The following is a 13,969-nucleotide window of genomic DNA, read 5'->3' as shown; positions in this document are numbered from 1 at the left end:
TTACTGGATGAAGATCCCCGCCCCGGGGCCCAGCGGCAGGTCCAGGAAGTACCAGACGCACAGCAGGACTACCCAGCTGAGCCAGAACGGCACCACGAAGACGAAGAGCCGGGACATCAGGGTGCCTAGGCCGGCGTGGGGTTCGTAGCGGCGCAGCAGGCCCAGGATGACAATCATGTACGGGTTCAGCGGGGTGATCACTTGGGTGGCGGAGTCGCCGACGCGGAACGCGGCCTGGGTGAAGCCGGGCTCGATACCAATGAGCGCGAACATGGGCACGAAGACCGCGGCCATGAGCGTCCACATGGCTGATCCGGAGATGATGAGCAGGTTCAGGCAGCTGGCCAGGGCGATGAACGCGAGGATGGCCAGCAGGCCGCCCAGGCCCATCGCTTGCAAGCCGGCTGCGCCCTTGACCGCCGTCCACGTACCAATGTTGGTCCAGCTGAATAGCGCCACGAACTGCCCGAGGATGAACGCCAGGACCAGAAATCCGATCATGTCCTTGATGGCCTCGCCCATCATGTCCACGAAGTCATCGAAACGCTTGATGCTGCCCACGACGCGGCCGTAGACCACACCCATGACCATGAAGAACAGGAAGCACAGGAAGACAATCGAGTTGAGTAGTGGGGACTGGGGCAGGAATCCGCCGCCCTCGTTGCGCCACGGAGAGGCCGGGATGAGCACGGCCGCCAGGGTGATCACGCCGGTGAGTGCCGTGGCCCACAGGGACACTTTGAGCGCCTGGGATTCTGTGGCGTTGAGCTGCGGGGAGAGTTCTCCGCCGCCGGAGTCGTGGGCGGAGATGCCGTGGGCGGCGATGATGGCGTCGCCGTCGGTGCGCACGCGGGGAAGATCGTCAAGGTCGGAGGTGTCCGGTTGGGTGTCTTGGCGCTCGGTGGGAACGTCCTGGCGCCACATACGCGGCTCGAGCACCTTGTCCACCAAGAAGCCGGCGACCAGGCCCAGCAGGATGGCGGAGACGATGTTGAAGTAGTAGTTGCTCACCGGGTTGACCTCGGTGGCGGCACTTCCGGGCAGGGTTTCCATCACGGCGTTGGTGATGCCGGCGAACATGGCGTCCAGGGAGGTGGGCACCAGGGCGGTGGAGTATCCGGCGCCCACGGAGGCGAACCCGCCGAGCAGGCCGGCGACGGGGTGTCGCCCGGCGGCCTTGAACACCATGGCGGCCAGGGGCGGCACCACCACGAAGGCGGCGTCGGCCATGATGGAGGCGGTCACGCCGATCAGGCCCACCGCGTAGGGCAGCGCCCCGGCGCGCGCGGAGCCGAAGAGCTTACGAATCAGCGCAGAGAGCATGCCGGAGCGTTCCGCCACGCCCACGGCCAGCAGGATGGGCATGACGGTGACCAGCGGCGGGAAACCGATGTAGTTCTTGCCGATGTTCTCCGTCAGCCACACCAGCCCCTCGCCCGTAAACAGGCCCTTGATGGCCGTTTCTTCCTCACTGCCCGGCACGGTGACGGTCAGGTGCGCCCACGCCATGACGGAAGACGCCAGCGCGGTGATGAGGAAGAGGTAGGTGAACAGCAGAAATGGGGTGGGTAAGGCGTTGCCTATGCGTTCCACGCCGTTGAAGATGGGCTCGCCGACGCGCCGCATCCAGGGCTCGCGCTCCTGGCCGGTGCTCGGCTGCGGGTGCGTCGTGGAAGATTCGGCCATGGTTCTCGCCCCTTCGCTAATCCTCGGCGGGGCCGGATCCCCGCAAGTGAGGGACACGCTACCGATCGGCCCCCATGTAGTGTTCGAATACACCCCCATATAGGGGTAGTGTTTTTCGAACACGCGCAGCTCACCGCCCTCCCCGCTTCTCGACGCCCCTCCCCCACGGCCACCGCGGGCATGCGGGCGGCAGCGCGCAGCACCGCGCGGAGCGGAGCAACATACCCGAAATGACGTCCCACGCGGGGCGTGTGCTTGATAGAATGGCCCGCAACGGGCCGTACCCCCTTAAGAAGCCCGCAATGGTGAACGCTCGTATCCCACGGATCCTAGCCAGTCTCACAGCCATGATCTGCCTATGCAGTGCAACAGCAGCTCCTGCCCACGCTCTTGGGCCTGATGACCCCAGGGCCCGCAACGAACGCGGTCATTTTACCGTTAAATGTCAGGTGCATAAGAATGCTTCTGGAAATCCAGTCCTCGGATTCGTTTTCGGAAATAGTAAAATAAGTGGACAGCTCGCAGAGACAGAATCCAACCTTTACGTATTCAAGCATGGTACACCCGGGGCCGTCACCAAACGCCACTGCAAAACCCAAAAGAAATTCACCGAAAGCGGTGCTTACGATACTTCCATGAGACGACTATAATGGGATCTCATTCAGAAATAATAACCTCCTGCTTTAACACACAGTTTCTCTCACGTTTCGACGAACTGAAGGAAGCCAAGCGGAGATATCGCAAGAATATCGAGAAGATCGGTCTGTCCCACAACGTAGTCTTCGCTTCTGAGCAAGCACTCATTATCGATCAAAAATCAATATTATTCGACCTGCTGATCGATGAGGTCAAGGGCTTTGGTGATCCACTCAGCGCCGAGGAACAAGAACAGTATGCAGTGTTCTTGTTCAGCACGATTATCCGCACCCCCAACGGGGGAGAAGAGGCGTTAGAAATTATCCACCGGATTGCAGACGATCTTGAACTCGACGATCTGGAGGAATGGCCACCGCGCTTTCCCAGCAGAACACGCTCGATCATGATGTCCCCACCCGACGCTTTAAGCGAGGGGTGCATCTACGAATAGCGCCCACTCCTATCTCAGGCCGAGGCCCATCTCTTGCCCGTTATTGTATTTCTCCCACAGGAGTGCCTAGTTCCACATCGGCAAGTTCCATCTCGCCGCCTTCGCTCAAGAAGTCGATGGGACGTGGCCCATCTGCCGGGAAGACGCAGCTCGTCAGGCTGCGACCGTCGGGCAGGTAGACCTCAATGCTGCCGTGATCGATGATCACCCGCAGCCGCAGGCACCCCTCGCGTTCTACCAGGTCAGCGACGTCGAGGGCGCGGTAGCCGCGCTCGCCCGCCCCGGTAGTGCGCAGGTCCAGACCCAGGGTGGACGTTTGGGCGTCGTAGTAGAGGTAGGCCCCGGCGATGGTCAGCCCGGCGCGCTGGGCGCTGCCGCCTGCGATCTGAAGGGTGCAGGTGAGGTCGGCGACGGGGGCGTCGGCAAGCGGAAGGGTGACGGGCGTGCGGGTGGGGGTCAGCTCGGCGATGGGCTGGGCAACCAGGCGCAAGGTGTCCGGGTCGAGCGTGAGTTCGCGGGGGACGGTGAGTTGTCCGGTCCAGCCGTCGCCGCCGAGTTGGGGGCCGGATTCGTGGGTGAAGCTGCCCATCCAGGCGTATTGGATGCGCCGGCCGTCGGGGGCGCGGAAAGTTTGCGGGGCGTAGAAGTTGTGCCCGGCGTCGGAGGGCTGGAAATCTCCCAGCGGGCGGAAGTCCTGCCCGGGCTGCCAGTCGCCGACGATGTATCCGCTGGTGTGGTCGTTGCGGAAGTCATGGCCGCGCGGGGCAAGGCCCATGGGACAGTAGGCGATGACCCAGTGGTCACCCAGCGGGAACATGTCCGGGCATTCGAGCATGAATACGTCCGGGTTGGGGTCTTGGTAGACCACGCGGTCAAATTCCCAGCGCTCGAGGGTGGGGTCATCGGAGACGTACATCCACACCTGGCCGCGATTGTCGGCCGAGCAGGCGCCGAAGAACATGTAGTAGCGGCCGTCGTGGGCAAAAACCTTGGGGTCGCGGAAGTGCTTGAGACCTTCGGGGCAGTCCACCACCACGCCGCGTTTGTCAAAGGTCACGCCGTCGGTGCTGGTGGCCAGGCATTGGACTTGGAGGTTGCCGTCATCCTCGTTGACGCCGTTGCGCCAGCGGTGCCCGGTGTAGAACACGGCCAGGGTGCCGTCGGAGCGCTCGATTGCGGAGCCGGAGAACACGCCGTCGCGGTCTTCTTCCAGGCTGGGCGCCAGCGCGATGGGTTCGCGGCGCCACGTGACCATGTCCGTGCTGGACACGTGCCCCCAGTGCATGGGGCCCCAGTGATCGCTAAACGGGTGGTGCTGGAAGTACACGTGGTAGCGGCCCTGAAAATGGCATAGCCCATTGGGGTCATTGATCCAGCCGGCCGGCGCGGCGATGTGGTGGCGGGGGTACCAGCGATCGTTGCGCTTCTCGACGCCCCGTCGGTTACCCTCCTGCGCGGCCGCGAGCCGCTGCGCGTGGGTCACTGCCTGATTGGAATTGTCCTGGGCGGTCATGGTTAGGCCTCCTTGGTGGTGGTTGCGTGGCTTTTGCCCTCGCGGACGAAGGGATCGCCTTCGACGTCCTGGTCATCCTTCTTCACGGCAAAGAACCCGTAGACGCCAGCCGCGGCGACGATCAGGCTGATGAGGACGAAGGTGGGCTGGTAGCCGATGCCATCGCGCACGTGGCCGAGCACCGGGGAGAGCAGCGCCACACCCAGCTGGGAGGCGATCTGGAAACCGACCATGTAGAGCGTGGCGGACAGCTTCGGGTTGAAGTGCAAGGTGAAATAGCGGAAGACCGGCAGGATGCACAGGGGTACTTCCAGGGCGTGGAACATCTTCACGCACGAGATTGCCACCGGCGTGGAGAAGATCGCGCAGCCGCCGATGCGCAGGAACATCACCGCCACGCCCAGCAGCAGGGTGTTGCGCACCCCGATGCGCCGCATGAGCAGCGGGACCAACCCCATCATTGCGGCCTCAAGGAACACCTGGGCGGAGTTGAGCATGCCGTAGACCTCTTGGCCGCGGTGACGCGATTCGAAGAGGCTGGTGTAGAAGTCCGGGAACATCTGCTGGTCAAAGACGGTGTAGAAGGTCCAGGTGAAGAACACCAGGATGATGATCAGCCAAAGGTTGCGCATTTTCAGCAGCGCGACCATGTCGCGCAGCCCTGGGGTGGACTGCTCGTCGGTGACGGGGGCGGCGTCGTTAGTAGCTGGGCCAGCTGCGGCGCCTGCGGGGCTTGATCCTGCGGAAGTGGGGGTACGCCAGGCGACCAGCACCAGCAGGGCGGCCACACCGAAGGCGGATCCGGCCCAGAAGTTGAGCATGGGGTTGATGTTGAACAGGAACCCGGCGCCGAGGGCTACCACCGCATATCCAAAGGAGCCCCACATGCGGGCTTGGCCGTATTCAAAGTTGTGGCGGCGCGAGAGGCGTTCGGACAGCGCTTCGAGCAGTCCGGCCGCGGCGAGGAACCCGGCAGAGAGCACCACGGAGCCGATGATCACGCCCAGGGCGAAGGCGTGCTCGAGCAGCGGCCGGTAGATCCACATGACAAATGGTCCGATCAGCGCTTGGATGATCGCCGCGCAGATGGCCAGGGTGCGCCGGGTGCCCAGGCGGTCTTGCATGGTGCCGTAGATGAGCATGAACACCAGGGTGACCACGGAGTTAACGGAGTAGATCCAGCCCACTTGCGCGCCGGCTAGCCCCAGTCCGGATTCCCCGTTGGTCAACCAGATTTGGAAGAACGACCACCACACGCCCCACGACATGAAGAACAACAGGAGGGTTGCCGAGCTTTGGAGGTAGTGGGGGTTGCGCAGCGCCTGGAGCTTTGCCCCCTGCGGTGGTGCGGTCATGGTGTCACGGACCTTTCAAATTGATAACAGTGTGTGCCTGGGCGAGTCCTCGGACGATAGGAAAAACCCTTGCGTGGGCGGGTTTTTAACTGCGCCATAGTCGTGTGCACACGCTGCGCTAAAACCTTTTAGCTACCGTCATCTTAACCACTCCCCCACACCTCTCAACAGCCCCAAAACTATGACTTCTATCACACCGCCGAGGCGGTTAGCATGAGACCATGCCGCAGAAACGGGTGACCATCGCCCAGGTAGCACTGGCAGCCGGGGTCTCTGTCACCACGGTGAGCCTGGTGCTCAACAACAAGCCCGGAAGCCGGATCGCCCCGGCGACCGCCAAGAAGATTCGTGCTGCCGCCCAAGAGCTGGGCTACCTTGCTGACCCCACCGCGCGTAGCCTGCGCACCGGCCGCTCCCGCACCATCGCATTCATCTCTGACGAGGTCACCACCACCCGTTACGCCTCCGCGCTCATCCGCGGCACCCTCGACGTTGCCGCCGAGCATGACCATTTGGTCCTCATGGCGGAAACCCCCTTCGACTCCCCCGGCCTGCCAGCTGCCATTGATGCTCTTGCGGCACGCCGCGTCGACGGTTTTGTTTTCGCCCTCATGCGCTCCCGCCACGTCCGTATCCCGCGCCTTCCGCGCCAAACCCCCGCGGTGATTGTCAATGGCACGGCCACCGTCGATGACACCGACTGGGTGCTGCCCAGCGTGCTTCCCGATGAACTCACCGCCGGACACACCGCCGCCAGCCACCTGCTTGACGCCGGCCATCGCCGCATCGCGCTCGTCGGCCGATCCGCCGAATTGCTGGACCCGCAGGTCTCCGTCACCATCACCCACCGCCTTGCCGGCATTGACCAGGCGCTCGCCCACGCGGGCCTGACCACCGCCTTTGAGGTTGAGGGGGCCGCCTGGGAGCCGGATCTGGGCTACCGCGCCGGCCACCAGATTGCCGAGTTCAACGCCGCTCATCCCGACGACCCCGTCACCGCCGTCATCTGCGCAAATGACCGCATTGCCTTCGGCCTGTACCACTCCGGCCTGAATGCCCCAGATTCCATGTCCGTAGTTTCCTTTGACAATGAGGAATTAGCCTCCTACCTGCATCCCGGGCTTAATTCTGTGCAAATTCCCTACCTAGAAATGGGCCGAATTGCCGCGACACTGATCCTGGAGCCCACCGCTTTGCGCAGCCACAAAAACACCGGCGATGCACTACTGGTGAATATGCCCCTGGTCACCCGGCAATCCGTCCACCCCCTCTAACTAGTCGCGTACCCACGCCCCGATCACGCCGGGCACCACCGGCTCCGGGTCACCCAACAGCGCCTTTAAATTACCCTTACGCTCAACCTTGCTGGTCACCGCTTTAACCGGGCCGCGCTTCTTGTTCTGCGCACCAGGGTTTGCCGCACCCATCATCGGAACCATCCCACGACCAGCACTCGCGCTTCTCGACGCCCCCACTCCCGCAGCCCCTGCGATTCCCTGCGGGGTGCCGGGGCCACCGCCTAAAGCGCTGCCTGTAAAAGAGCCACCGGCCCCCGGCATCCCCGCCCGCAGGCCAGCACCACCCAACCCGGCGCCACCCAGCCCGGCACCCATTCCGGCACCACTGATTCCGGCACCGCCGGGCAGGCCTACCTGCCCGGCCCCAAACATCGAACCAGCCCCCGGTGACATCGCACCACCACCAACACCTGGTGTGCGGTGCACCGGATAACCACCAGCACCTGCAAGACCTGCGGCCATCGGCCCCATCGGGGCGAGTGGCACTCCTGTCGAGGACGCATGTGTGCCCACCTGGTGAGCGCCAAGTCCCCCACCACTGCTGCCGACTACTCGTGGAGCGCCACCAGTTTGGCCGTGCTGGTTTGCACCACCCATACCGGCTAGCGGGGAAGCTACACCCCCACCTGGGTGTGCCTGGGTACCGGGCGCGCCGCCTAGTTGTGTGCCGGCCTGGCGGACTGCGTGCTCGCCGCCGGCCCCGACTGCGTTAGCTGCCTGCTGTGCTGCTTGGCCGGCTTGGTGTGCTGTTTGGCCTGCTTGTTGGGTCAGGCCTTGTGCGCCGTGTGTTGCTTGCGTTGCCGCCGATTCTGCCCCGGCGGCCGTGGTTGTTGCCGAATTCGCGCCGATGCGCTCGGCATGCTGAAGATTATTGTGCACTTGTTCAAAGTTGGCCCCTGGATTATCCGCAACATAACGGGTGGCATCAACAAGCCGGTCAAGCGCACGCTGACCAGCCGGGACAAGCCCGGAGGCATCATGCTTATGCCCATTCCCGCCGATGGCATCCATCCCAAGACCTAGCAATGCCGGAACATTAACGTGCGAGTCTAAGTCCATGAGGTTATTCACCGGAGGTATCGCCGCAGCCAACATGGGCGTAAACGCCCCGGGGAAGGACTGCAAGAAAGAGGCCTCCGCCTGGAGACGTAACTCAACATCCGGAATGGCATTAATAGCAGTGCGGGCGGATTCCACCGCTGCCCTACCGGCGGCTGTTGCGGCGGTCAGCGCGTGCGTAGACGCCCCGACGAGTGCGGCATTGGTGGCAAATACCTTTCCGGTGGCTGCCATCTGAGCAATATGGGTTGCGGCCTTGGTGAACACCAGTCCGTGATTAACCGCCGTCACTGACATTGCTACCTGCGCCAACCCAGCAGCCACTTTGCCGATCTCCGCGGCCATCTGCGCCCAGACTGCCGCAGACTGCTCCGCCTGGTGCACCTGCGTGGCAGCAAACGATGCTGCCAGCTGGTTGATGGACACCGCCGGAGCAACGACCGGCGGGGTAAACACGAAAGGCTCGATGACCTTGGGCGGACGTGCTGGAAAACCGACAGCACTGTGGCCGGCTGTGCCGCCTTCGTCTGCGATGCTCAGGGCGCGTGCATTGTGAGTGTCTTGTCCTACCAGGGCATCAACACTGGCCTTCAGGGCTTGCCGCAGCCATCGCACTTGTGCGGCGTAGCTGGTCAACACACGCAGAGCAGACCCTGGTGCACCCTTCAAGATTGCTCCATGGTTGACCCCGAGCTGATCGAGGCCGGAGACAGTAGAAAAGGAACCGTTGATCGTGGCTGTCAGTGAGAATCCACTAGCCCCCTTTGCGACAGTAAGAAGACCCGTCAATTCTTCACAGTTAGCACTAGAAGCCGAAAGGCTTACATTCATCTCCATTTATTCCCCCTTAATAAAATCAATTAATGAGTAAGACTTTTCAAATACGTCGGCACAGATCTGATCTTGACTGACTACTTCACCATCCAAACGCTGGATCTCCAATCGTCCACGCGAAGTCCAAATACTCAACCTACAGGAGTCATCCTGATCATCGGGAAAAATGGTTCGATGGACTTCAACGTTGTCATGAAATCGCCCTTCCAGAACAGATATTTCACCCTTAGGCGCATCATCCCTTCTTAAGATATCTACCCCCACTGTATATACCTGAGATTCTCCACGAGTTGGGTCCGGTCGAAAAAAGCAATACTGACTTACCCCAATTGCATGGTTATCCCCTTGCTTCTCCCCCAACCCAATCTCCCGATACACCTCGGCAGGGATCTCCTCGCATGGCTTGAACAGCTGGAAGTCTGGGGCCTCCGCGTCGAAGCTTCCAAACACAATCGGGGCTACGAGGCTCTTCGGCATACCCCCCTTCGGGGTGGATGCAGTACCAGCCACACCGGTTGTACCTTGGGGCGCAGCTGCATCGTCTCCAGACATGCAGCCAGACAGCAGTACTAAGCTCAGCGTTCCAAACAGCGTGGTCAGTGCTCTATTCATGGGGTCCTCGGCGTCGATAGGCAGTCATCGGAAAGCTACAAAGCCTTGGGTCACTCTGGCTTCGTCCCCGTATATGACTGGATTGACCTGCCATCGGTTCCCAACACCCCTGAGGCTGTTGGAGACTACGTGTCCGCGCCGGCACCGAAAGAGACAAACCGGTAACCTAGCACGTACACCATTGCGAGCGCGGCCAAGAGGAAGGGGGTCCGTACCGTGGTTACCGTCTCCATCACACCCAAGGTGCTGGCATGGGCCATCGACCGCACCAGGCTCTCCGATGAAGAGTTGAGCAAAAAATTTCCACGCCTTGATGCTTGGATAGACGGCTCCGCACGCCCCACGTTCAATCAGGCCCAGAAACTTGCCCAATCAGCACAGGTGCCATTCGGGTACCTGCTGCTTGAAAACCCTGCCGCTGTTGCCGACCAGATTCAACTTCCGGACTTCAGAACCGTGCGCGGAAGCGGCGTGTCGAAACCAAGCCCAGAGTTGATCGACACCATTAATCACGCCGAGTTTCGACTTGGTTGGTATGCCGAATACGCAGAAGAACATGGCATCGAGGGACCTAATCTGCTGGAGATGTCTAATCTCGACTCAGACCCTGCCCCTTGTGCACGCGAAGTTCGCAACATGTTCGGTTGGCCATCAGACAAACCAGTACCGGGACCCAACAAGCTAAAGACCTTGGTTACGGCTATGGAGGACCATGGTCTGCTCGTCATGCGGAACTCGATTGTCGAACACTCCACCAAAAGACCTTTAGATATTCACGAGTTCCGCGGTTTCACCCTCCGAGACGGAAATTATGGTCTCGTTTTCATAAATACCCGGGATACAGTGACTGCCCAGCTGTTTAGCCTCGCGCACGAGTTAGGCCATATCGTATGCGGACAACCAGGTCTTTCCGGTTCCGAACAGTCATCGACCGGGGTTGAACGTTGGTGCAATTTATTTGCCGGCGAGCTTCTGATGCCAGGTACTGCAATCCTGCAGCAATCCTTTGACGAATCCGACTTAGGAACAACAGTCGCCAATACCGCAAAACAATTCGGAGCGAGCCGAGAGGCATTACTTTGGCGATTAGTTGACCTGGACATTATCAGCAGACCCATAGCGACGCAACTTATATCTCAGCTCCAACCGGCCACTAGCTCCCGCACGCCGAGCAATGGTGGCCCCTCTTTCGCGGTTCTGACACGACACCGCATGGGCGATCGCTTCACCAGTACTGTCATGGAGGCGGCGACTAATGGCTTGATTACGCAAAAGACCGCGGCTGGATATTTAGGAATCAAAACCCGTGATTCTTTCCAAGGCCTAGCCAATCTTATGGCCGAGGCGGTGTAACGTGTACGTCTTAGACACCAACGTTATTGCAACCGCTTGGAATATCTATCCAGCTGAGGTCTTTCCATCCCTTTGGGAAGAACTATCCAGGCTTTGTAATACCGGTGTGTTCGTATACCCAAAGGAGATCTATAAGGAGATCAGTACCTGGTACGGGCCCCAAGCGGGATGGATGAGCTCACATTTGACGTCCGACCACATTCTTCCAAAAACAGAAGACACAGTAACGTGTTATGGAAAAATCTTCAATTGGGTTGCACAGGAAAGAGAGCCCCAATATCGGCCATCTGCTTTACGTGAATTTGCCAGCGTGGCTGATTCTTGGGCGCTAGCCTCCGCAAAGGAACACAACCTTCCTATTCTGACGTATGAAGTGCCAACAGACGGAGGTAAGAAGAAGGTCAAAATTCCCGACGTCGCAGACCACTTCGGGATTGCCCGCCCAACTTTCCTAGAGGTACTGCGGCGCCACAAGCTGCATTTTTAGGCAATAGAAACACACCTCACCTGCCATAATTTCGAGCGCTTAGTGGCCACCAGCGCCAGGTGCCACGAGTCGGAGTGACAATACGAAGGTCAAGGTCTCCTGACACTCCCCCACACCACTGCCGCATTCCGTTTTCCTGACGCCCCCGCCGGCCACCAATCCGCGCCGAAAACGCCGCCGCCATTCGAACATGTCGTAACCTGCCACGGAAACTAAAATCTGACCTGCGGAAACGCAGGGCCGCAAAAATCCGTGAAGACATCGGACGTCTTCATGTTGGCCACGACAAACGTTAGCTACCGAATCGCGCCAACGCGCAGCCGCCCTGCGGCAACCAACAGCACCAAAACCAACCACACCTACACCGCCGGCACCAGCCCCGACCTGGTGCCGCTGCTGGTGATGACCAGCTGGTCGCGGGCTCGCGAAGCCGCGACGTAGAGCAGGGCGCGTTCTTGTTGGAGTTTTTCGTTTTTTTCGTGTTCGCCAAGCCCACGGGTGATGTAGTGCAGGGGCATGTGCTCGTCACTCATACCGACCAGGATGACGTTGCTAAATTCCATGCCTTTGGCGGAGTGCATGGTCAGCACTGTGATGGAGTTGTCTTGGTCACCGGTGCCTGCGGGCAGGTTGGCTTCGTGAAGGCGATCGAGCAGGTCAGTGGCGGTGCGGTTGGTGCGCGCGAGGATGCCGATGCGGATGTCACCACGCCCAGCGCCGTCAGCACCGTCACCACGCTCACCGCCGTCAGCATCGTCGCCGTCAGCATCGGTGCGCTTATCGACGCCCCCGCCACTCCCCGCACCTGCACCGCCAGCAGCCTCCCACCATTCGCGCACGGTGTCCACCACGTAGGCGAATTCGTCGGCTTCGGTGTCAAAGTCGTGGACTTGGGGCAGGGGGCCGCTGCGGGCGGATCGGTAGCCGTGGGTGGTGTCTTCTTCGCCGTCGAGGTCGACCCAGTTGACGTCGGTGCCGCCGAGCATGCTGACGGCGTAGGCCAGGTTTTCGCGGGTGGTGCGGTAGTTGAGGCGCAGCGGTGTGGTGGAGCGTCCGCGGGTTTCTATGCCGTATTCGCGCAAGCTGAGGCGTTGGCCGTAGATGCGTTGGTGGGAGTCTTCGGCGATGAAGATGTTGTTGGGCCCGTCGGCGGCGGCGGCTGCCAGGAAGAGCCAGTGGCCGGCGTGGAAGTCTTGGGCTTCGTCGATGATGATGTGGTCGAACAAGGGTCCCTGGGCGCGCAGGACGCTGGCAGCGAGCGCGGCGAGCACGGGGAAGGGGAAGCGGCGTTCGGCCTGGCAGAGGCGTTCGAAGGCTTGGATCACGTTCCATACGCTGGCTCGTTGCGCCCGGCCTAGGGGCGTGCCGCGGCCGGGTCGGGGGGCGCGTCGGTAGGCGGGCAGGGTGGTGATTCCCTGGGTGAGGATGACGGCTTCGTATTCTTCGGCCAGGAATTGGGGTGCGGCCAGCGCGCCGGTGACGCCGCCGGTCATGTCTACGGCTTCTTTCCACCAGCGTTGTTGGGTGGTGGCGTCGAGCGCGCGGGGTGCTTCGAGAGGGTCGGTGAGCCCCAGGACTTCGTGGTAGGCGTGTGCGATGAGGTCGGCGGGGGCGTCGATAAGCGTGCGGGAGATGATGCGGTCGATGCCGTCGATCCACAGGCCGGGGGCGCCGGGGTGGGTGGCTTCGGGGAAGTCGGGGTTGAGTTCGGTGATCAGGCGGCGCAGAGACTCGGCGAGCACGCGCGTATAGGTGGTGAGCAGCACGGATCCGCTGGTGGCCAGCCGGTTGGCGCGGTGGATGGCCACCACGGTTTTGCCGGTGCCGGCGCCGCCGGTGATGCGCCCGGCGTGTGTGTAGTTGCGGTCCACGATTGCTTGTTGGCTGGGGTGCAGCCAGGTGCGCCAGGTGGCAAAGTCGCCGGTTTCGATGACGCGGCGCAGCTCGTCGGTGTCGCCGGCGTCGATCCAGGCGAATTCCATGCGCGCGGCGGGGGTGTGCAGACCGGCGATGATGGCGGCGTCGTCGTCGCTACCCGCGGGCGCGGCGTTGAGGTCGATGCCCAGCTCGGCGCGGATGTCGGCGAAGCTCATGCCGGCGACGAGCCCCAGGAAGGCCTCGGACACCCAGCGCGGCGTGCCGGCCAGCGCGTCGTCGAGTTCGCTTTCCGACGTCACCGCCAGCACCTCCGCACTTTCCTGCGGGTGGATGCCCAGCTCGGCCTCAAGCTGGGCGGCGGTGACGGTGAGCAGGGGCGCGGCGGGGGCGGGAGCGGGAGCAGGTGCGGGAGCCGGGGCGGGCGCCGCAGGGATCGGCTCGGCGGCGGCTTCCTCGAGCAGGCTGGTAATCCCGTTAATGGGGTTGACGCGCAGCACCATGGTGGCCGCGCGGCGGTAGGCCTCCTCGTGGGGGAAGACGCCGACGATGACAAAGTGGCGGGTGTGGGCGCTGGTGAGGTCGAAAAGCAGGGCGCGCCAGCCTTTGTCTACGCGGGCGCTGCGGATGCGCTTGTCCACGGAGCCGACGATGGGTTCGAGGTGCAGGCCGGGCGCATCCGGGTTGGCTTGCAGCTTGAGAATGAAATCCAGCAGCTTGCCTTTGATGGAGCCGTCGTATTTCTGCTTGATTTTGTTTTTGTCCAGCCAGGACATGGTGATGTTCATGGTTTTCCTCACAATCCGCTCA

At 61.8% G+C, this 13,969-nt stretch carries 10 protein-coding genes; 4 read left to right on the top strand and 6 right to left on the bottom strand.

The genetic code is table 11. From position 1 onward, the window contains the following. On the bottom strand, window positions 1-1,626 hold the full coding sequence (locus LH390_RS00335) for an AbgT family transporter (protein ID WP_227282676.1): 1,626 nt from the start codon (window positions 1,624-1,626) through the stop codon (window positions 1-3). Window positions 1,627-2,335: 709 nt separating this feature from the next. On the opposite strand from LH390_RS00335, the gene LH390_RS00330 reads away from it, so the two are divergent. After that, window positions 2,336-2,773, top strand: a complete 438-nt coding sequence (locus LH390_RS00330; protein ID WP_227281134.1) for a hypothetical protein — start codon at window positions 2,336-2,338, stop codon at window positions 2,771-2,773. 40 nt (window positions 2,774-2,813) lie between these two features. Here the strand turns inward: LH390_RS00330 and LH390_RS00325 are convergent, their stop codons facing one another. Both LH390_RS00325 and LH390_RS00320 read right to left on the bottom strand, forming a co-directional pair. Beyond that, window positions 2,814-4,286, bottom strand: coding sequence for a glycoside hydrolase family 32 protein (locus tag LH390_RS00325; protein ID WP_227337378.1), 1,473 nt, complete (start codon window positions 4,284-4,286; stop codon window positions 2,814-2,816). 2 nt (window positions 4,287-4,288) lie between these two features. Then, window positions 4,289-5,641 carry an MFS transporter gene (locus LH390_RS00320; protein WP_227281136.1) on the bottom strand — a complete coding sequence of 451 codons (1,353 nt, stop codon included), beginning with the start codon at window positions 5,639-5,641 and terminating at the stop codon, window positions 4,289-4,291. Between the two features lie 221 nt (window positions 5,642-5,862). Here LH390_RS00320 and LH390_RS00315 point away from each other — a divergent pair, with 221 nt between their 5' ends. Further along, window positions 5,863-6,915, top strand: a complete 1,053-nt coding sequence (locus LH390_RS00315; RefSeq protein ID WP_227281137.1) for a LacI family DNA-binding transcriptional regulator — start codon at window positions 5,863-5,865, stop codon at window positions 6,913-6,915. On the opposite strand, the gene LH390_RS00310 is transcribed toward LH390_RS00315, so the two are convergent. Both LH390_RS00310 and LH390_RS00305 read right to left on the bottom strand, forming a co-directional pair. After that, window positions 6,916-8,454, bottom strand: a complete 1,539-nt coding sequence (locus LH390_RS00310; protein WP_227326832.1) for a hypothetical protein — start codon at window positions 8,452-8,454, stop codon at window positions 6,916-6,918. A 381-nt stretch (window positions 8,455-8,835) separates the two neighbouring features. Then, entirely contained in the window at window positions 8,836-9,444 is a 609-nt protein-coding gene (locus LH390_RS00305) for a DUF3558 family protein (protein WP_227281139.1), read from the bottom strand. A gap of 216 nt (window positions 9,445-9,660) precedes the next feature. Here LH390_RS00305 and LH390_RS00300 point away from each other — a divergent pair, with 216 nt between their 5' ends. Together LH390_RS00300 and LH390_RS11635 are read left to right on the top strand one after the other, a co-directional pair. Then, window positions 9,661-10,797 carry an ImmA/IrrE family metallo-endopeptidase gene (locus LH390_RS00300; protein ID WP_227281140.1) on the top strand — a complete coding sequence of 379 codons (1,137 nt, stop codon included), beginning with the start codon at window positions 9,661-9,663 and terminating at the stop codon, window positions 10,795-10,797. A gap of 1 nt (window position 10,798) precedes the next feature. Further along, on the top strand, window positions 10,799-11,284 hold the full coding sequence (locus LH390_RS11635; protein WP_227281141.1) for a DUF4411 family protein: 486 nt from the start codon (window positions 10,799-10,801) through the stop codon (window positions 11,282-11,284). Window positions 11,285-11,643: 359 nt separating this feature from the next. Here the strand turns inward: LH390_RS11635 and LH390_RS00290 are convergent, their stop codons facing one another. Continuing rightward, window positions 11,644-13,947, bottom strand: a complete 2,304-nt coding sequence (locus tag LH390_RS00290; protein ID WP_227281142.1) for a 3'-5' exonuclease — start codon at window positions 13,945-13,947, stop codon at window positions 11,644-11,646. Window positions 13,948-13,969: the final 22 nt, after the last annotated feature.

The organism is Corynebacterium uberis, from assembly GCF_020616335.1.
In the GTDB taxonomy this organism is placed as follows: Bacteria; Actinomycetota; Actinomycetes; order Mycobacteriales; family Mycobacteriaceae; genus Corynebacterium; species Corynebacterium uberis.
Note: the sequence above shows the minus strand (reverse complement) of the source record. Positions and strands in the feature narration are given on the sequence as shown.

What these genes read in the sequence shown, in the direction of transcription:
- LH390_RS00335 (WP_227282676.1), bottom strand. Translation starts at nt 1,626, where the DNA reads ATGCGGCGCGTCGGCGAGCCCATCTTCAACGGCGTGGAACGCATAGGC.
- LH390_RS00325 (WP_227337378.1), bottom strand. Translation starts at nt 4,286, where the DNA reads ATGACCGCCCAGGACAATTCCAATCAGGCAGTGACCCACGCGCAGCGG.
- LH390_RS00290 (WP_227281142.1), bottom strand. Translation starts at nt 13,947, where the DNA reads ATGAACATCACCATGTCCTGGCTGGACAAAAACAAAATCAAGCAGAAA.
- LH390_RS00305 (WP_227281139.1), bottom strand. Translation starts at nt 9,444, where the DNA reads ATGAATAGAGCACTGACCACGCTGTTTGGAACGCTGAGCTTAGTACTG.
- LH390_RS00315 (WP_227281137.1), top strand. Translation starts at nt 5,863, where the DNA reads ATGCCGCAGAAACGGGTGACCATCGCCCAGGTAGCACTGGCAGCCGGG.
- LH390_RS00330 (WP_227281134.1), top strand. Translation starts at nt 2,336, where the DNA reads ATGGGATCTCATTCAGAAATAATAACCTCCTGCTTTAACACACAGTTT.
- LH390_RS00320 (WP_227281136.1), bottom strand. Translation starts at nt 5,641, where the DNA reads ATGACCGCACCACCGCAGGGGGCAAAGCTCCAGGCGCTGCGCAACCCC.